The sequence below is a fragment of the Halopseudomonas sp. genome (assembly GCF_036961105.1).
In the GTDB taxonomy this organism is placed as follows: Bacteria; Pseudomonadota; Gammaproteobacteria; order Pseudomonadales; family Pseudomonadaceae; genus Halopseudomonas.
This window is the reverse complement of sequence record NZ_JBALWW010000014.1, coordinates 35,924-54,387: the sequence shown is the minus strand read 5'-3', so window position 1 is coordinate 54,387 and position 18,464 is coordinate 35,924. Positions and strand designations below refer to the sequence as shown.

General features: G+C 60.1%; 12 protein-coding genes. 6 read left to right on the top strand and 6 right to left on the bottom strand.

Annotation, left to right across the window (positions count from 1 at the left end; translation table 11 throughout):
- The first annotated feature begins 356 nt into the window (after positions 1 to 356).
- Together V7756_RS13620 and V7756_RS13615 are read left to right on the top strand one after the other, a co-directional pair.
- Positions 357 to 1,091, top strand: coding sequence for a response regulator transcription factor (locus V7756_RS13620; protein WP_335610732.1), 735 nt, complete (start codon positions 357 to 359; stop codon positions 1,089 to 1,091).
- Positions 1,088 to 2,683, top strand: a complete 1,596-nt coding sequence (locus tag V7756_RS13615; protein ID WP_335610731.1) for an ATP-binding protein — start codon at positions 1,088 to 1,090, stop codon at positions 2,681 to 2,683. The genes V7756_RS13620 and V7756_RS13615 overlap by 4 nt, the downstream gene beginning before the upstream one ends.
- Positions 2,684 to 2,832: 149 nt before the next feature.
- Here the strand turns inward: V7756_RS13615 and V7756_RS13610 are convergent, their stop codons facing one another.
- The 4 genes from V7756_RS13610 to V7756_RS13595 form a co-directional block, all read right to left on the bottom strand.
- Entirely contained in the window at positions 2,833 to 3,456 is a 624-nt protein-coding gene (locus V7756_RS13610) for a QsdR family transcriptional regulator (RefSeq protein ID WP_335610730.1), read from the bottom strand.
- Positions 3,457 to 3,815: 359 nt separating this feature from the next.
- Positions 3,816 to 4,577 (bottom strand): SDR family oxidoreductase, encoded by a 762-nt coding sequence (locus V7756_RS13605; RefSeq protein ID WP_335610729.1) that lies wholly within the window; start codon positions 4,575 to 4,577, stop codon positions 3,816 to 3,818.
- Between the two features lie 170 nt (positions 4,578 to 4,747).
- Positions 4,748 to 5,617, bottom strand: a complete 870-nt coding sequence (locus V7756_RS13600) for an alpha/beta hydrolase family protein (RefSeq protein ID WP_335610728.1) — start codon at positions 5,615 to 5,617, stop codon at positions 4,748 to 4,750.
- A 371-nt stretch (positions 5,618 to 5,988) separates the two neighbouring features.
- On the bottom strand, positions 5,989 to 6,855 hold the full coding sequence (locus tag V7756_RS13595) for an alpha/beta hydrolase family protein (protein WP_335610727.1): 867 nt from the start codon (positions 6,853 to 6,855) through the stop codon (positions 5,989 to 5,991).
- 555 nt (positions 6,856 to 7,410) lie between these two features.
- Here V7756_RS13595 and V7756_RS13590 point away from each other — a divergent pair.
- The 3 genes from V7756_RS13590 (at position 7,411) to V7756_RS13580 (ending at position 13,233) form a co-directional block, all read left to right on the top strand.
- Positions 7,411 to 8,037, top strand: coding sequence for a flavin reductase family protein (locus V7756_RS13590; RefSeq protein WP_335610726.1), 627 nt, complete (start codon positions 7,411 to 7,413; stop codon positions 8,035 to 8,037).
- A gap of 145 nt (positions 8,038 to 8,182) precedes the next feature.
- On the top strand, positions 8,183 to 10,282 hold the full coding sequence (locus V7756_RS13585) for a PQQ-dependent dehydrogenase, methanol/ethanol family (RefSeq protein ID WP_335610725.1): 2,100 nt from the start codon (positions 8,183 to 8,185) through the stop codon (positions 10,280 to 10,282).
- 251 nt (positions 10,283 to 10,533) lie between these two features.
- Positions 10,534 to 13,233: a LuxR C-terminal-related transcriptional regulator gene (locus V7756_RS13580; protein WP_335610724.1), complete on the top strand. Its 2,700-nt coding sequence runs from the start codon at positions 10,534 to 10,536 to the stop codon at positions 13,231 to 13,233.
- Between the two features lie 274 nt (positions 13,234 to 13,507).
- Here V7756_RS13580 and V7756_RS13575 read toward each other — a convergent pair whose 3' ends face one another.
- Both V7756_RS13575 and V7756_RS13570 read right to left on the bottom strand, forming a co-directional pair.
- On the bottom strand, positions 13,508 to 14,881 hold the full coding sequence (locus V7756_RS13575; protein ID WP_335610723.1) for a DUF1329 domain-containing protein: 1,374 nt from the start codon (positions 14,879 to 14,881) through the stop codon (positions 13,508 to 13,510).
- A gap of 16 nt (positions 14,882 to 14,897) precedes the next feature.
- Positions 14,898 to 16,595, bottom strand: coding sequence for a DUF1302 domain-containing protein (locus V7756_RS13570; RefSeq protein WP_442909001.1), 1,698 nt, complete (start codon positions 16,593 to 16,595; stop codon positions 14,898 to 14,900).
- 349 nt (positions 16,596 to 16,944) lie between these two features.
- Between V7756_RS13570 and V7756_RS13565 the strand changes: the two genes are divergently transcribed.
- Positions 16,945 to 18,438, top strand: coding sequence for a helicase HerA-like domain-containing protein (locus V7756_RS13565; RefSeq protein ID WP_335610721.1), 1,494 nt, complete (start codon positions 16,945 to 16,947; stop codon positions 18,436 to 18,438).
- Positions 18,439 to 18,464 lie beyond the last annotated feature (26 nt).

The following is an 18,464-nucleotide window of genomic DNA, read 5'->3' as shown; positions in this document are numbered from 1 at the left end:
ATGGGTGGTTTCAGCACTTGACGTCGCCGGGTAGGCTGTGAAGGTTAACCATATATATGGTTGTCTGAAACGACATTGGCACAAGATAGTGTGTGATCTGGGATGTGGCAAGCCGATTTTTTCATTGTTTTTTGCGCTCAGGGTCTTGACCAATGGCTTACGCGAGAGCCCATGCCGCTTTCGCGGGATTTCTGCCCTCAACTAGATGTAGTGATACTGTGCGCTGTGCCGCAAGCACGGGTGATCCCGACAAAATACTGTTGCAGGCAAGGCCTCTGCCGGGAGCCCCGAGGCTGTCTCGCTGGTGTTACAATCGCCGACCAAACGCGGTGAGCAGTCTTGGCAAGGTGGTGGGGATGGAAACAGACAAAAGTACGCTTCAGGACCACGGCACTATTCTGATTGTCGAGGACGACCACAAGCTGGCCGGCCTGATCAGTGACTTTCTGCAGCAGCAGGGCTTGAGCGTCGCGCTCGAGGCGGATGGTAGCGCTGCGGTGCAACGCATTCTCGATAGTCAGCCAGCGTTGGTAGTGCTTGATTTGATGCTGCCCGGCGAGGATGGTCTGTCCATCTGCCAGCGAGTGCGTGAGGCGGGTTTTGCACGACCCATTCTCATGCTGACGGCGCGCAGCGAAGACCGCGACCATATTCGCGGGCTTGAGCTGGGGGCCGATGATTACGTCAACAAGCCGGTGCGCCCGCAAGTGTTGTTGGCGCGCATTCGCGCGCTGCTGCGCCGCACCGCAGAGCCGGGCGAGGGCGGCACGCCCACGCGCCTGAGCTTCGGCAACCTGCTGATTGACAACGACCGCCGCGAAGCCTGGTTGAACGGCGATCTGATCGAACTGACCGGCGCCGAGTTTGACCTGCTCTGGTTGCTGGCCAGCAACGCCGGGCGCATCCTCAGCCGGGAAGAGATCTTTGTCTCGCTGCGCGGTATCGAGTACGACGGCCAGGACCGTTCCATCGATGTACGTATCTCACGCATTCGCCCCAAGATTGGTGATGATCCCGAATTGCCGCGCATCATCAAGACGGTTCGCAGCAAAGGCTACCTGTTTGTGGCGCCGGGCCCGGACCCGCAGTGAACTCCATTTTTATCCGCATCTACGGCGGCATGCTGTTGGTGCTGATTGCCGTGTCCTGTCTGGCGTTGATCAGTATTCGCCTGGTCAATGATGTGCGCGCCGAAGACTACCGTGAGCGCATGGCCACCGGCACCTTTCGCCTGATGGCCGACAACCTGCAACCCATGGATACTGCCGAGCGGCAGAAGGCGCTGGCGGTATGGTCGCGCTTGATCGGTGTGCCGCTGGAGATCAACTCGCTGGATGAACTCGGCCTGGAAGCCAGCAACTGGTCGCGGCTGATTCGCGGACGCGTGCTGGTGCGCGCGCGCGGCGCCGATGAGGTACGGGTTTTCAGCCTGATTGACCTGAGCGATGAGGCGGTACTCACCGCCGACATTCAGCGCATCTCCGAGCAGTTGGGGCGCGCGACGCTCTTTCTGATCGCCGATGAGCTGGTGCGTCATCCGGACAGTGAAATGCCACGTTGGCTTTCCGAACTGCGCCGCGACAAGGGCTTTGGTTATCCGCTGCGCCTGACCCGTCTGGCCGAAGCCGACATGGATGCCGACCAACTTCGCCGTCTGGATGAGTTCGACACAGTGCTGAGCCTGGGGCCGGAAGGCAATTCGGTGATGATGTACATGAAGATACCCGACACCGAGTGGGTGCTGAGCATGGGACCGGTGTATCAGATGCAGGAATATCCGACCGAGATGTTGCTGATAACCGGGTTGCTGGCGCTATCCCTCTCGGGGCTGCTGATCTATCTGCTGGTGCGCCAACTGGAGCAGCGCCTGATGAACCTGGAGTCGGCGGCGCTGCATATTACCCGGGGCAATCTGGACGCCCGCGCCGAAGTGATCGGTTATGACTCGGTTGGCAGTCTGGCGCGCGCTTTCAATGCCATGGCGCGCCATCTGCAAAGTCTGATGGCCGTGCAGCAGGAAATGATCGGCGCGGTATCACACGAGCTGCGCACGCCCGTGGCGCGCTTGCGCTTTGGTCTGGAGATGGTGGAAACGGCCGGCAGCGAAGAAGCGCTCAAGCGATATCTTGACAGCATGGACGGCGATCTCACCGAACTGGACCGGCTGGTGGACGAGATTCTTACCTACGCGCGGCTGGAGCAGGGCGCGCCGGCGCTGGTCATGGAGCCGGTCGACGTGGCTGCCGTGGTGGAGCAGGTGCTTGCCGAGCTTGCGCCGATCAACCCGCAGGTGCGCATCGAGCACGTTGACCGCTCGCGCGGCCGCGCGGGCTGGGTAGATGCCGAGCGGCGCTATCTGCATCGTGCCATCACCAATCTGGTGAGCAATGCGGCGCGGCACGCAACCGATCGGGTGCTGGTGACCACACGGGTAGTAGGCGGGCGCTGCCAGATCTGCGTGGAGGACGATGGTCCCGGCATTCCCGAGGCTTTTCGTGAGCACATCTTTACGCCCTTTTTGCGGCTGGATGACAGCCGCACCCGCGCGAGCGGCGGCTACGGATTGGGGCTATCCATAGTGCAGCGGGTGGTCTATTGGCACCGCGGCCACGCCACGGTAGAGGGTTCCCGCGGCCTGGGTGGCGCGGCCTTCATGATTGAATGGCCGCTGCGGCGGGAGTAGGGAAAGGCAGGTCAGTTCCCAGCCCTTATGGTTCAGGCTGGACGGCAATGCAGGGGGCTTTGAAGGCATGTGGTTGCCCGAGCGCGCAAGCATAGGTTTGCTGTGTTGCGCTTCAGAGCCCCATTGGGTCGATTCGGGACGTCGCTGACTTAAGCCTGGTGACCGTTTACCAGCAGGCGGAAGGCAGTAGCGGCGGGCGTCGGGTCGGGCTTGCGTGCACAGATCAGGTCACAGTAGATGGCACCTTCACCGATCTTGACGATGTACAGCGCCAGGCTTTCGGCGTCCATCTCCGGTTTGATCTTTCCAGCCTTTATCTGCTCTTCAAACATCCTGCGCCAGGTTTCCATCAGGCGCTCATGCAAGCCCGAAACACGCGAAGTCAGCAACTGCAGCCCCCATTGTGGCTCAGCCTGCAGAAAATCGTGCATGGGCTTGGCGTTGATCAAGGCAACGTTGATTTCGGTGTAGATCTGGGTCAGGTAATCAATGCCGTCCAACCCCGGGGTCTGATCGGCACGGGCGATCGCCTCATCGTAGATACGCTTGTACAGCGACCAGAGAATCTCGCCCATCAGCAGATCCTTGTTACCCACCCAGCGCATCAGGGTAGCGCGACCGATCCCCAGCTCTTCAGCCAGCAATGACAGATTGAGACGACGCCCTTCAAGCCACCAGGTGCGAGCCATACGAAAGGCACTCAGAGGCGTGGCGCGTTCATCTGATTTGCGTTTGGATAGTGCCATCGCCAAAGGTGTTTGATGGGTGCTCATTTTTGTCTGCCTAGCCAGTCTGATTTTGTATCGGCTATGGTAGCAATGACGATACCAAGAAGGAAAGTGTCCCGGCGGTGAAGCATCCTTTAATCGTAAGTAAATAAGACTTTATGCTCAGAAGCTGCGCGGGTTTCAACTTTTTATCAGAGGCGGATGACGTCGGATTTTTCGATTAACAGGGTATGTGTATCGGTGGTGGACAGACTCCGTACACTTGCTGCGGTGAACTTGCTCTAAAGGTCGGACGGATGACCAACGCCATCCGCCATGGCGGCGCGCCTGGGACCTTGTTCGCGCCGCAAAAAAGTACGCGGCGTTTGACCGGTATGCCGCACCGGCTTAGCGTAGTGCAGCGATTATCCGCGCCCGATAAAGGGCATCTTAGTCGCCATGATGGTCATGAACTGGATGTTGCTCTCCAGCGGCAGCGCCGCCATTTGCGCTACCGCCTGGGCTACGTGCTCCACATCCATTACCGCTTCGGCAGCAATCTCGCCATTGGCCTGGGGTACACCGCGTTGCATGGGAATGGCCATGTCGGTAGCGGCGTTGCCGATGTCGATCTGGCCGCAGGCGATGTTGTATTTGCGGCCATCCAGCGAGGTCGACTTGGTCAGGCCGGTCATGGCGTGTTTGGAGGCAGTGTAGGGCGCTGAGTTGGGGCGCGGGGCGTGGGCAGAAATGGAGCCGTTGTTGATGATGCGCCCGCCCATGGGCGCCTGCGCCTTCATCAGTTTGAACGCCTGCTGGGTGCAGAGAAAGGCGCCGGTAAGGTTGGTGTCGATGGTGGCGCGCCAGTGTTCGAACTTTATATCTTCCAGCGGCACGGGCGGCGCACCGGTACCGGCATTGTTGAACAGCAGATCAAGGCGGCCGTATGTCTTGCTGATCTGTGTGAAGAGCGCGGCAACCGAAGCAGGGTCGCGCACGTCGGATTCCACCGCCGTCGCGTGTTCTGCCAGCTCCGCCGCATCGTTAAGCGTGGCCTGCAGTTTGTTGGCGTTGCGACCGGTGAGCACCACCTGGTAGCCGGCGCGCAATAATGCCAGGGCAGAGGCGCGGCCGATGCCGCTGCCAGCGCCGGTTACCAATGCGACTTTGCGGTCGGGGTTGGTCATCGTTGTTCTCCTGTTGACGGTTTGCGGCAAGCATACAACAGCGCGGCAGAGGTATCTGTCGCCTGCAAGACAGGGCGGGAGAACCGGGATGCAGAAAAACGGCGGGCTGCCGAAGCAGCCCGCCGGGGTTTAGCCAGATAGCGCAAGCCCTTGGGCCATGCGCGATGAGCTTAGTTGATGCCCTTGCGGCGCACAGTCCAGCTGAAGTCGCTACACAGCTCGCAGTTACTCCCGTAGAAGGTATCTTCTGCGGCAGCATCATCCATCAGATGGTAACGGAACCAGGCAGTCGCAGGGCCGCGGAAATCGCCGGCATTGCCCACTGGCTCAAAGTGGCTGGCGCCACGTAGCTCACCCCAGAAAACCGGTACATTGGCGCGGTTGTAGACTGGCGCCTGGTTCAGCGTGGGTGTTGCAATGGTATCGGAGCCGCCCGAGATCAGGAACATGGGGCCGCTCTGGTTGCTTTGTGACGAACTGCGATGACCAAGGCCAATGGTGTAGGGCTGGAAGGGCACAGTGGCTTTGATGCGGTAGTTCTGACCAGCCATGATGGTGCCGCCGCCGCCTTGTGAGTGGCCCGCTGCGCCGATGCGGTTGAGGTCGAGTTTGCCAGCATAGGTGCCAGTGCTGCGATTGTTCTGATCCACCAGATAGTCGACACAGTTGAGCATGTCTTGGCCGGTGCCGGCGTTGGAGGTATTGGCCGCAACCACTACAAAGCCGTGGCTGGCCCAGTGATCCAGAAGACTGCGGTAAGTGCTTGGCGACGCGCCGGTACCATTGCCCCAGACGATGATGGGATGCTTGCGGTTATTCGCGCCCAGGGTGCTTGGACGATATACGGTGCAGCTAAAGCCAGCACTGCCGCTGGTGGTAGAAAACGAGCCGCTGCCGCTGAAGCTGGAAACGCCGGGAAAGCCAGTGCCGGTTGGATCACTGCTACCACCACCGCCACCACCCGGGTTGGTTGCGAGGGCGATTGAAGAAATACTGACGCCAAGGGCTAGTGCAGCGAACTTGAGAACAGGTGTTTTCATTGGGAAATTCCTTTCTGGTTCATTGTTTTTGTCTGGGCATGCCGAATCGTTGAGAGTTCGATTGCAGCAGAAGTTGAACCATAGTTATTCAATTCAATAAATAAACTCGCCTATTCGGGTGGCAGGCTGCGGCGGTATTTTATTTGTCTTGGCAAGTGTTATGAGTAAGTTTTCGTAATGTGATGATCTTGTTTGCTTTTGTTGATAGTGCATGGCGCACAATAAATCACCGGCGGGCAGTCATTAGCCCGAATGGGTGAGGGTGTGCTAACAAAGTTTATGGGGTAAGCATGAAGTTATTGAGGTGAAAGGCCGGGAACCGAAGGCGGAGCAACGTGGTTGCCCCGCCTCTTTCATACCAGGCTCAAGGCTTAGTTGATGCCCTTGCGACGGACTTCCCAATCGCTATCGGTGCACAGATCGCAGTTGCTGCCGTAGAAGAGTTCACCGGCGCTCTGATCATCCATCAGGTGATAGCGGAACCAGGCGGTGGAGGGCCCGCGGAAATCACCCGCGTTGCCGACCGGTTCAAAGTGGCTGGCACCGTCGAGCTCACCCCAGAACACCGGCACGTTGGCGCGGTTGTAGACCGGTAGCGAGTTCAGAGTGGGGGAGGCAATGGTATCGGCGCTGCCAGACATCAGGAACATTGGACCGCTCTGGTTGCTCTGCGATGAAGTGTTGTGGCCCAGGCCGATGGTGTAGGGCTGGAAGGGCGCGGTGGCTTTGATGCGTGGATCCTGCCCGGCCATGATGGTGCCGCCACCGCCCTGCGAGTGGCCGGCAGTACCCACGCGGTTGAGGTCAAGCTTGTTGGCGTAGGTGCCGGTGCTGCGGTTGTTCTGGGTAGTCAGATAGTCCAGGCAATCGAGCATCTCTTCACCGGTGCCGGCGTTCGAAGTGTTGGCGGCGATAACCACGAAGCCTTGGCTGGCCCAGTGCTCCAGCAGGTCGGCGTAGGTGGTGGGGGAGGCGGTGGTGCCGTTGCCCCAGACGATAATCGGGTGCTTGAGGCCGTTCGCGCCCAGGGTACTGGGGCGGAACACGGTGCAGCTCAGGCCCGCGCTGCCATCGGTAGTGGAGAATGAACCGGTCGCGGCAAAATCGGTTACGCCCGGAAAGCCGGTGCCGGTAGGGTCAGCGCTGCCACCGCCGCCGCCCGGGTTGGTCGCCAGCGCAGCCGTGGACAGAGCCATGCCCAGAGCGAGGGCAGTAAACTTGAGTGCGGATGTTTTCATGATGAATCCTTATTGTTGATATATTGTTTTCTGCAGTATGAGCAGCGGTTCATATCAATAGTGCTGCTCGTGGACTGGGACGCTAACTTTCACACTTTTATATTGATCTAACCTGAATGGGTGAATTACTGAGTTTTCGTGAAGTGGGTCCGCTATTGTTATACGCGCTGTGCGGCGCTTCTCAGTTTTCCCTGGCAGATGATTTCATTGAGATATCAGGTTTATGTAGCCCGCACTCAAAGTGTGCGGCCGCAGCGGTTTGTTCTGGCGCTGTTTTTGTTTCTGGAACGAGACTTAAATAAACTTGCAGTGGAACTTGTTGCGCTGAACAGTGTTCGTTGAGTTCAGGCTTTTGTGGTGAAGTGGCTCGTTAGCGGGGCAGGCTGTTGCCAGATATTCGATCACGGTAACCAGGCTTGCACGTACCACCCGATCGCAGCGGCGCGCACATCTGCGCGCGCCGAGCATCCATTCTTTGCTGGCGGACGGTTGGCGCGGGCTCGGGGATGGGCTACAAAGGGACTTGTTTGCCTGATGTATAGCCGGGAAGCCAAGATGTCTGACGATCAGTATTACTACGAACCCGCGCAGGGCCATGGCCTGCCGCACGACCCATTCAACGCCATCATTGGTCCCAGACCGATTGGCTGGATTTCTTCGCAGGACGCCGAGGGCCGCCTCAATCTGGCGCCCTACAGCTTCTTTAACGCCTTCAACTACACGCCGCCGATCATCGGCTTCGCCAGCGTGGGCCGCAAGGACAGCCTCAACAATATCGAGCAGACACGAGAGTTTGTCTGGAATCTGGTTACCCGCCCGCTTGCCGAGGCGATGAACCAGAGCTGCGCGGCTGTGGCGCCCGAGGTTGACGAGTTTCAGCTGGCCGGTCTGACGCCGGCTGCGTCACGCGTGATAACGGTGCCACGGGTGCAGGAGAGCCCGGTCAGTTTTGAGTGCCGGGTGACCCAGATACTGCAGCTGCAGGGGGTGGATGAAGTGAAGGTGCCGACCTGGTTGGTACTGGGAGAGGTCGTGGCGGTGCATATCGCCAAGGCCTTGTTGAAGGACGGTATTTACGACACCGCCGCTGCAGAGCCGGTACTGCGCGGCGGCGGCCCGGCCGACTACTTTCAGCCCGGACCTGAGTCACTGTTTCGCATGTGGCGGCCATCGCTGAACTGAACCGGGCAAAGGCGCAGGAAGCTCCGCGTCCGGGCCAGATGAAGGCGTCGCCAGGCTGGCCGCCATACCCCCCACAAGGGGGGTAATGATTGCCTCCTCGGCTGGCTAGCATCGGTGTCATGTATAAAAAGACGAAGAGAAAGCCATGACACATTTGATTCGGGGCGTTGGCCCCCTGCTGCGCCTGGCTGGCCTGGGTTTGAGTGCAGGACTGGCCAGTTTGAGCTGGATGACCACAGCACAGGCCGCCGACGTCGATGCGGCGGCAATGCAGGCATCGATTACCGATGGCAGCGAGTGGCTGAGTTACGACCGTACCTGGGCGCAACAGCGCTTCAGTCCGTTGCAGCAGATCAACACCGAAAGCGTCGATAAGCTGGGTCTGGCCTGGTCTATCGATCTGGACAACAAGCGCGGGCTGGAAGCTACACCGCTATATCACGACGGCGTGCTCTACACCTCATTGTCCTGGAGCCGGGTGATGGCCGTGGATGCCGGCAGCGGCGAAATCCTCTGGAGCTTCGACCCGCAGGTGAACAAGGCCAAGGGCCGTGATGCCTGTTGCGATGCGGTCAATCGAGGCGTGGCGCTCTGGCAGGGCAAGGTGTACGTGGGCACGCTGGATGGCCGTCTGATCGCGCTGGATGCCAAGACCGGCAAGCCGGTATGGACCCAGCAGACCACCGACAACAGCCAGCCCTACACCATTACTGGCGCACCGCGCGTGCTCAAGGACATGGTATTGATTGGCAATGGCGGCGCCGAATACGGGGTGCGAGGATATTTTTCTGCCTATGACGCGGCAACCGGTGAGCTGCGCTGGCGTTTCTATACGGTGCCGCGTGACCCGTCACAGCCGCAGGAACATGCCGAGTTGAATGAGGCGTTGAAAACCTGGAGCAAGGATACCGACTGGTCGTTGGGCGGCGGCGGCACTGCCTGGGACAGCATGGCCTACGATCCGGAGCTGGATCTGCTGTATGTGGGCACTGGCAATGGCTCGCCCTGGAACCGCGAAGTGCGCAGCCCTGGCGGCGGCGACAACCTCTATCTGTCCTCGATTCTGGCGCTCAAGCCCGAGACCGGCAAGCTGGTCTGGCACTATCAGGTCACCCCAGGCGACAGCTGGGACTTCACCGCAACCCAGCAGTTGACCCTGGCTGAACTGGAGATCGACGGCAAGCAGCGCCAGGTGATCATGCAGGCGCCGAAGAACGGCTTCTTCTATGTACTGGACCGCGCCACCGGTGAGCTGCTGTCTGCGGAGAAGTTCGGCAAGGTAACCTGGGCCGAGCGTATCGACATGGCCACCGGACGGCCGGTGGAAACTGCCGAAGCGCGCTACCAGAAAGAAACGCTGGTGATGTGGCCCAGCCCCTTTGGTGCGCACAACTGGCACTCGATGTCGTTCAGCCCGCTGACCAGGCTGGTCTACATCCCGTATCAGGAAGTGCCCGGCACCTACAGTAATGAGGCTGGCAGCTTTGTGCGCAAACGCGCCTTCAATACGGCGGCAGGGTCTTCCGAAATTACCGAGCTGCCGCGCGAATACACCTCCGGCGCGCTCTTGGCCTGGGACCCGGTCAAGCAGACTGCAGCCTGGCGGGTGGAGCGGCCCAACCATTGGAACGGCGGCACGCTGGTAACTGCGGGTAACCTGGTGTTCCAGGGCACCTCCGCTGGCCACTTGGAGGCTTACAGCGCCGACCAGGGCCAGGCATTGTGGCAATTCGATACCCAGACCGGCGTAATCGCGGCGCCCATGACCTATCAGCACAAGGGAGAGCAATACGTTGCGCTCATGGCCGGCTGGGGTGGCTCGGCGGCGCTTTTCGGGGGTGACGCCGCAGTAGCGACTGGCGTGCGCAATGTCAGCCGCATGCTGGTATTCAAGCTGGGCGGCGACAAACAGCTGCCAGAGCTCGCACCGGTTGCCGACAGTGAGCGGGTCCCCGAGCCGGTGGTGGCAGCGGCCAGCGACCTGGCTGCGGGCGAGACGCTTTATGCCCAGTATTGTGCCGTTTGTCACGGCACCGGTGTGGTGGGTGGCGGAGTATTGCCCGATCTGCGCCACAGCAGCGATGCGGTGCGCGGCGCCTGGGAGGCCATTGTGTTGCATGGCGCCTATCAGGCCAATGGCATGGCGGCGTTCGGCGATAGCCTCAACAGTGAGCAGGCCCAGCAGATCCGGCTCTATACCATGCAGCGCGAATACGCTACCTGGATCCAGAAAGCCAGGGAGTAGCACGAACCCGTCCAGGCTTCGGGTCAGACGATGACCCGAAGCATCTCTAGAGTCTTTACTCTAATATCACCAGATCTTATCATGGGCGCGCCAGCATGGTTTCGGGCGTGTCTCGCTTTTTCTGCCTGCTATGCTGACCCCAAGGCTGCTTGAAAACGGCCTGACAACAATAACAATAGATCGCAACAACGGCCGCTGACGGCACCTGCCGCGAGCCGACATAAGCGATCCGCGTTCAGCATGGATAGTTCATGAACATCAGATTCGGTGTGCAGCAGTGCGCCACCGCTCCAGACCCGGGGCAGGGCAGCGACGTTCCGCTTCTTTTGAAAACCAAGATCACTGCGCCGCGCCGCGGGCGTGGAATATTGCCGCGGCCACGTCTGGAGCAATACGCCAGCCTATTGAATGAGCGCCGACTGGCGATTCTTACCGCGCCCCCGGGCTTTGGCAAGACAACGCTGGCCAGTATCTGGGCCGAGGCGCTGCAGGCGCAGTCGCATGCTGTGGCCTGGCTCTCGCTGGACGCCGAAGACGACTCGGCCCAGCGGCTGCTGTTTTATCTCGCCGCCGCGTTGAAACAGGCCGATCCCGCGCTGGGGCAAGCCTGCCTGAGCCTGCGAGCCGAATTGACCCTTTTCTCGACCGAAACCCTGGCCAGCCTGCTGATCAACGAGCTCAGCCGCAGCGAGCAGCCCATCACCCTGTTTATTGACGACCTGCATTGCATTGACGATGCCGTGCTGGTGGACGCCCTGCGCTTTCTGCTACAGCGCGCGCCGGCCCACTTTCATATGGTATTTATCAGCCGTAACGAGCTGCCGGCGGCGCTGCTGGACCACCTTTACGCCGATGATCTGTTGCAGATCGATAGCGCTCAGTTGCGCTTTGAACTGGAAGAAACCCGCGACCTGTTACGCAAGGCCGGTTACGAGCCACAGGAGTCCAGCGACATCGGTCGTATTCAGGAATCGGCCGAAGGCTGGATTGCCGCCCTGCGCGCGTTTCTGCTGACGCCTGGCCACAACGTGGCACGTATTGCCCCCCGCAGCATCTGCAACCTGTTCGAGGAAGTGGTGCGGCATCTCGACGAGCCGCTGCGCCAGAGCCTGTACCCACTGGGCCTGCTGGAAAAGTTCAGCGAAGGTCTGCTGTCCGCTCTGCTTGGCCGGCAACAGGCCCGGCAGTTGCTCGAGCAACTGCAGCAGCGGCAGTTGTTTGTCACGGCGCTCGACCCTGACGAGACCTGGTTCAGCCTGCATCCGTTGTTTCGCGAGCACCTGAAGAAGGCCTATCTGAGGCAGCATGAAAACGAGGCGCGCGAGGTGCTGGTGCAGGCCGCACAATGGTTTGCCGAGCGCAAGCTGTGGCTGGATGCGATCAGGCTTGGGCTGGACAGCGGCGAAGTCTGGCAGGTCAAGGTCTGGATCGAGAACTGCGCAACCACATTGATCGAGCAGGGTGACTTCACCACTCTGGTCATTCTGGAAAAGCGCTGGAAGCTGCAGGCAAGCGATTGCCCCTTGCCGTTGAAAATGGCACGCGCCTGGGCCATGGGGTTGTCGCTGGAAATCGGGCCGGCGCACAAGCTGGCCAAACAGATAGAGGCTGAGCTCTGGGCCGAGCCGGACAGGGGGCAAAGCACTTCCATCTATTGGGAGGTGCAGGCGCTGCAGGCCATGCTGCTGGGGCTGGGCGATCACAACGTGCGTTCCGGTCCCTGGGCGCGGCGCTGTTATGATGCTGGCGTCACCCGACCCTGGGTCACCAACGTGCTGCTTAATCTGATGAGCGGGAGTCTGCTGCGCGATGCCAACTGGGAGGCGCTGTATCAACTGCCGCCGACTGCCGATGCACAGGACGGCAACCGCGGATACTTCCTGCATGAATGCTACCGTCAATCACTGACCGCGCTTGCCGAAGGCGCGCAAGGCCGTATTGGTTATGCGGTAGAGGGGCTGCAGGCTCTGGTCGATCAGATAGATCAGAACTTTTCGGACGGGCTGACCACGCCCAATCCGGTATTGCTGGCGTTGCCCAATGCGTTGCTGGCGCATTTTCACTACCTGCGCGGCGATAGCAGCCAGGCCGCTCGCTACCTGCAGGGCAACCTGGATTACATCAACATGGGCGGCTTTCTGGACGTTATCGCGCTGGCCTTTGTTACCACTGCGCGCCTGCAAGCACAGCAAGGCCAAGGGCTACGGGCGCGGCAAAGCCTGGAACAGATGGCTGCGCTCGCACTTCGGCGAGAGTGGCCACGCTTGCAATCCTGGACCTTGATGGAACGTGTGCGACTCTGCCTGCAGGAGCGCCGGGTACGTGAAGCCGCCGGCTGTGTACGCGAGCTGCAGCAGCTCCAGGCGCTGGCGCTGGACGATGGTGGCGTTGACCGTCGCCAGTTTGCTCTCCTGGCTGAGGTTTGGCTGGGGCTGGCTGGCCATCCCGTGCGCGCCGAGTTGATCGCCGATGCACAGGATCTGCTGATCGAGCTGCGAGATCGGCAGTTCTGGTTGATGACCGCCGAGCTGGGACTGGCGCTTGGCTTTTACCTGGCGACTCAGGGCCAGGAAGGGGACGTGCTGCTGATCGAGGCCTTGGGCTTGATACGGGACAGCGGCGCCGTAGCCCTGCTACGTGATATCGGCGTGGCCGAAGCGTGCGCAAGCCTGTCTGCCCATGTGCCGGCAAACTGGCGTGCAGAGGTCACCGCGCTGCTTGGTCGTAGCGAAGGAGCAGAGCAGGAAAGTGGCAGCTGTGCAGCCTTGCTGACGCTTACCGTCAAGGAACGTCAGGTCATGCAACTGGTGGCCGAAGGCAAGTCGAACAAGCAGATTGCCAAGGATCTGAGTGTTACTCCGGAAACCATCAAATCGCACATGAAGAGCATCTTCGCCAAGCTAAAGGTGGAGAGCCGAGCGCAGGCGGCGGTGATGTTGCAGCAGGGGTAGGCGCAGCCTTTGGCTGCGCCAGCTGCAAGCTGCAAGCTACAAGCTACAAGCCAAAGCAAAGGCAAAGGCAAAGGCAAAGGCAAAGGCAAAGGCAAAGGCAAAGGCAAAGGCAAAGGCAAAGGCAAAGGCAAAGGAAAAGCAAAGGCAAAAAACAGCGTTGGGTTTGGGTTTGGGTTTGGCTTGCAGCTTGCAGCTTGCGGCTTGCAGCTCAGAAGAGGGGGGTGCCCTGTCGCCCGGAGCAGCGGAAACGACAGGGGCTTGGTGTTGCTCGGTACTAGCGGATACCCGCCGCGCGCAGGGCGTTGGGGGTAAAGTCCGCGGAGGATGCTTCAAAGTCAAAGTCGTAGTTCTTGCGCTCTTCGTTGGTCATGCCCAGTGCCATGTAGCGACCGTTCTGCAGGTCGTACAGGGTTTCAGCGGCATAACCTGGTACTTGCTGGTCGAAGCGCTGCAGGGCGATGGACTCGGCCACACGCCACAGGCCGCCACGGCCGTCATAATGGTCGATTTCACCGGCCTGCCAGTTGTCTTCATCAATAAAGAAATGACGCTTGGCGTACACGTGGCGCTGGCCTTCGCGCAAGGTGGCTTCTACCTCCCAGACACGGTGAACCTCGTAGCGCACCATATCCTGATTGATATGCCCCTTCTGGATGATGTCGTCATACTCTACCTCACGCGAGGCGATGGCGAAGTTGTTGTAGGGGATCAGCAGTTCGCGCTTGCCCACCAGCTTCCAGTCATAGCGATCTGGCGAGCCGTTGTACATGTCGTAGTTGTCGGACACCCGCGTGCCATCGGCGCTCAGGGCCGGACCGTCGTAAGCGACCTGTGGTGCGCGGCGTACTCGGCGTTGACCGGCGTTATACAGCCAGGCGGCGCGCGGCTCTTTGACCTGGTTGATGTACTCGTGTACCAGCAGTACGTCACCGGCCAGACGTGAGGGCGAGAGCACCCGCTGAGTGAAGTAGAACATCAGATTGTCGGATATCTTCGGGCCATAGTCGGTCAGCGCGGTGGCAAAGCTGAAGGCATCCTGCAACACCACATAGGTGTTGGAGCCGTTGGCCTGCGGCGTGGCCTGTGCAATGGTGCGGGTGAAGCTGCCGCCGCGGTAGCGGGTGATGTGGTTCCAGATCACCTCGACGCCGCTTTGTGGAATCGGGAAGGGATAGGCCGTATCAAAGTTCTCCAGGCCGTTGCCACCTTCGGCCAGCCTGGTGTTCACCGCGTTGCGTGCGACGGCGTCAAAGACCTCCTGGGGGACGGTGGCGGTGCGTTTGGTCTGGAAGACGCGCAGCTTGTAGGTCTCGGGGTAGCGCTGCAGCATGGCCTTCTGGCCGTCGGTCAGCAGATCCTTGTATTGATCCATGTTGGCGGCGGTGACCACGTACTGGGGTTGCTCACCGGCAAAGGGGTCACCGTAGAAACCGTCTTCATCGACACTGGCTGCATTGGTCGCCATACCGCCGGTCCATTCGGGAATGGTGCCGCTGGCATTGCCGGCGCGCTCGGCGCCGAGCGGCGTCAGGGTGGTTTGCAGCTTGGCTGCTTCTTCCTGGGAAACCGCAGCGCTGACCGACAGGGCCAGGGTGCTCAGGGCCAGTACGCCGATCGTCTGGAGTTTCAGTTTTTGTAATGAGGTCATATGGTTCTCCGTTTGATCAGAAGTTCACGCCGACGCTGACTGCAGCAAAATCCCGGTCGGTGTTGGCGTTGTAGTCGCCACCGAAGAAATTGGTGTAGTTGATGCTGGCGTTGTATTTGTTGTTGTAGACCGCAGTCAGACCGAGGTTGGCGGCCATGGCGCCTTCGTTGAAGTTGGGGCCGTAACCATCAACATCGTGTGAGAAAGCAAAGGCGGGCTTGAGGGCGATGCCGGCAAAACCGTTGTAATCGAGCGCTGCGACCAGGCGATAGCCCCATGAGCTGTCGGTATAAAAGCCGTCATTGCTGCACTGCGATGGGTCGGCGGCATTGCTGCCTTCGCAGACTCCGGGTGTGGTCAGCTCGCCTGAGCCGTACAGCGAATCGCGGCCAAAGCGCAGCTCACCTGGTCCGGTATCTATACCGCTGATGTAGTTGTAGCCGGCTTCACCGATCAACGTCAGACGCTCGGCCCCCAGTACGTTGTCGATGAAGTTCAGCACCGTGACCTGTGCCTGGGTTACCGGCAGACGCTTGTAGCCGTGCAGATCGCCATCGGCACCAATTTCTGCTACCGCCGGGTTGGGTACACCCAGTACGGCGCCCGTCAGGTCATTACTGCTGATCTGCAGCGGCTGATTGGGTCGATAGCTGACTTCGCCAGATACTGCCGTGGTGCCGATATTGGTCTGAAAGCTCGCGCCATACAGGCGAATGTCTTCGGGGTATTCGATGAAATAGGATGAACCGGCAATCACCGACGGCACCTGAGCCACAGGTACGTTGTGGAAGCCGGCCGGGCCGCCAACCGCGTTCAGGCTGGTGCTGTAGATAGGGTTGCGGCTGTGGTAATTCATTGCGTAAACGCCGAACTCGGTCTGATTCAGGTTTTCGGCGTAGTAACGGAAAGATACGCCAAACTGGCCATCATCCTTTGCGTCGCGGTCTGCTCCGCGCGGTACGTAAGCGAATACGCCGGCGCCGTTGGCGTCGTTCTGGGTGCCTTGCACGCCTACGTAGTCGCAGCCATCGGCAACGGTGTCGGTGAAGGAGAAGAACGTGCCGCAGTTATCCAGCACCGTTTGGTCCCACTCCAGCTGATAGAACATCTCCATGCCGAGGTTGTCGGTCAGACTCTGTGACAGGAACAGCATATTGACCGGAATCAGTCCCTCCTTGACCTCTGCACCAGGCCGGCGAAAGGCAGCCACGTCAATCGGGTTGATGGCGTTGATGCCATTCTGGATAAAGGTGCTTTCGCCCCAGCTCACCACTTGCTTGCCGACCCGCACCGAACCCGGTTTATCGCCAATGCTGTAGTTGTGGTAGAGAAAGGCATCGAGTAGCTGCACACCGGACGACTGGGCCGCCGTCTTGCGGTTCTCATCGCTGATATCGTACAGGTTGCGATGCTCGTCCTTGAGCTCGAAGTCGTACCAGTACTTGCCACGCAGAAAGACGCCGGTATCGCCATACTGAAGGGACAGATCGTGGATGCCCTTGAAAATCTTGGAAAAGGTCTCGCCCTTGTCGAAGTTCAGACGATTGTCATCGGAATTCCCAGCGTTTGCCTTGCCGCCATTGCCTGCCCAGACCAGATCATCGTCAATCCCGCTGGTGCCCCAACTGGCACCGATGGACATCTGCGAATCGAACTGGCCCTGGACCTCGCCAAGATCAAATCGCACCGCATGGGCCGGCAGGGCCGAGGCCATGGCGACAGCCACCACCAAGGGCTTTATTCCAGCCTTTAGAGCATTTCTTGTTATGTGTGTCATGAGGATCCTCGCGCCGGGCGCTTGTTGTTATTAATAATCCCTGGCAAGTGATGCAGTGCAGCGCATTGGCCGTGTGCATTCACATCGCTCGACTCTATGTGGGCAGGCGGGGCGGCTATACCCCCCTAATGGGGGGGAGCTTCGGTTGGAGTCGGGGTTGGCGATTTGCAAGCCAGGCACGGCGGTCCATAATTCGCTGGCACAGCGCGGGTTCATGCGCGATGCTCGAAGCAACATGCGCGCAGCAGCGAGAGTTGCGCCGTAGCCCATCAGGGAGAGAAGTTTGATGCCGGATTCGCACATAGCACCGCTGCTGATAGGCGGTAATGACTGGGCCAGCGTGGCCATTGAGCCGCGCATGGCCAACCGCCATGGATTGATCGCCGGGGCCACTGGCACCGGCAAGACCATTACCTTGCAAGTATTGGCGCAGAGCTTTTCGCAGTTGGGCGTGCCGGTGCTGGTGCCGGACATCAAAGGGGATTTCTCCGGCATCGCCAAAACCGGTACGGCGAGCGAGAAGCTGCAGCAGCGGGCCGCTAAGGTGGGCCTGGGCAGCATGACGCTGCGCGGTGCGCCCACGGTGTTCTGGGATGTATTTGGCCAGCAGGGGCATCCGCTGCGGCTGACGATCGCCGAGCTGGGGCCAATGCTGCTGTCACGGCTACTCAATCTCAATGAGACCCAAAGCGGCATCATCGACATTCTGTTCCGCGTGGCCGACGACAACGGCTGGCTATTGCTCGATCTGAAGGACCTGCGCTCAATGCTCAGTTATCTGCATGAGCAGCGCGCCGAGCTTGGCAAGCGCTATGGCAATGTCTCTGCCGCCAGCCTGGGCGCCATTCAGCGCGCATTGTTGCGGCTGGACGGCGAGGGCGCCGAGCAGCTCTTTGGTGAGCCGGCCATCAGTCTGGACGATTTTCTGCAGACCGATGAGAGCGGCCAGGGCGTGGTCAATGTACTGCACGCGGCGCAGCTGTATCAGACCAGCCCCCTGGCCTATTCCTGCATTCTGCTCTGGCTGCTGTCGGAGTTGTTCGAGCAGTTGCCCGAGGTGGGCGATGCCGACAAACCGCGCTTTGTGCTCTTCTTTGATGAAGCGCATCTGCTGTTCAGCGATACGCCCAAGGCATTGGTCGATCGCATCGAACAGGTGGTGCGCCTGATTCGCTCCAAGGGGGTGGGTGTGTACTTCGTTACCCAGAGCCCCTTGGATATTCCCGAGAGCATACTCGGCCAATTGGGTAATCGGGTGCAGCACGCGCTGCGCGCCTTTACCCCGCGCGATCAGAAAGCCGTGCGCGCCGCCGCGCAGACTTTTCGCGCGAATCCTGAACTGGATACCGAGAGCGCCATCACCGCGCTGGGCGTCGGTGAGGCGCTGGTCTCGGTGCTGGACGCCAAAGGCACGCCGGGAATAGTGCAACGGGTGCTGATTCGCCCACCCGATAGTCAGATGGGGCCGATTGATGACGCCGAGCGCGCGGCCTTGATCAAGGCTTCACCGCTGGCCGGTGCCTATGACGAGCTGGATGATCGAGAGTCGGCCTACGAGATCTTGCAGGCGCGTGCAGACAAGGCATTGTCAGAGGCGAAACCGGTGGTAAAGACCCAGAGCCAGGCCCGCAACAAGCGCGGTGGTGCGGCTGACAAGTCGATTGGTCAGGAGCTGGCCGACATGTTCAGTGCCTTTGGGCGCAGCGCCATGCGTTCAGTGGGAACCCAGGCTGGCAGGGCAATAGTGCGCGGCATTCTGGGGTCGTTGCGCAGCAAGTAAGGTTTTACCTGTAGATACGTTACCTT

Coding starts and splice junctions, on each gene's coding strand:
- V7756_RS13575 (WP_335610723.1), bottom strand. CDS start 14,881: ATGACCTCATTACAAAAACTGAAACTCCAGACGATCGGCGTACTGGCC.
- V7756_RS13565 (WP_335610721.1), top strand. CDS start 16,945: ATGCCGGATTCGCACATAGCACCGCTGCTGATAGGCGGTAATGACTGG.
- V7756_RS13595 (WP_335610727.1), bottom strand. CDS start 6,855: ATGAAAACATCCGCACTCAAGTTTACTGCCCTCGCTCTGGGCATGGCT.
- V7756_RS13580 (WP_335610724.1), top strand. CDS start 10,534: ATGAACATCAGATTCGGTGTGCAGCAGTGCGCCACCGCTCCAGACCCG.
- V7756_RS13620 (WP_335610732.1), top strand. CDS start 357: ATGGAAACAGACAAAAGTACGCTTCAGGACCACGGCACTATTCTGATT.
- V7756_RS13585 (WP_335610725.1), top strand. CDS start 8,183: ATGACACATTTGATTCGGGGCGTTGGCCCCCTGCTGCGCCTGGCTGGC.
- V7756_RS13590 (WP_335610726.1), top strand. CDS start 7,411: ATGTCTGACGATCAGTATTACTACGAACCCGCGCAGGGCCATGGCCTG.
- V7756_RS13605 (WP_335610729.1), bottom strand. CDS start 4,577: ATGACCAACCCCGACCGCAAAGTCGCATTGGTAACCGGCGCTGGCAGC.
- V7756_RS13570 (WP_442909001.1), bottom strand. CDS start 16,595: ATGGCCTCGGCCCTGCCGGCCCATGCGGTGCGATTTGATCTTGGCGAG.
- V7756_RS13610 (WP_335610730.1), bottom strand. CDS start 3,456: ATGAGCACCCATCAAACACCTTTGGCGATGGCACTATCCAAACGCAAA.
- V7756_RS13600 (WP_335610728.1), bottom strand. CDS start 5,617: ATGAAAACACCTGTTCTCAAGTTCGCTGCACTAGCCCTTGGCGTCAGT.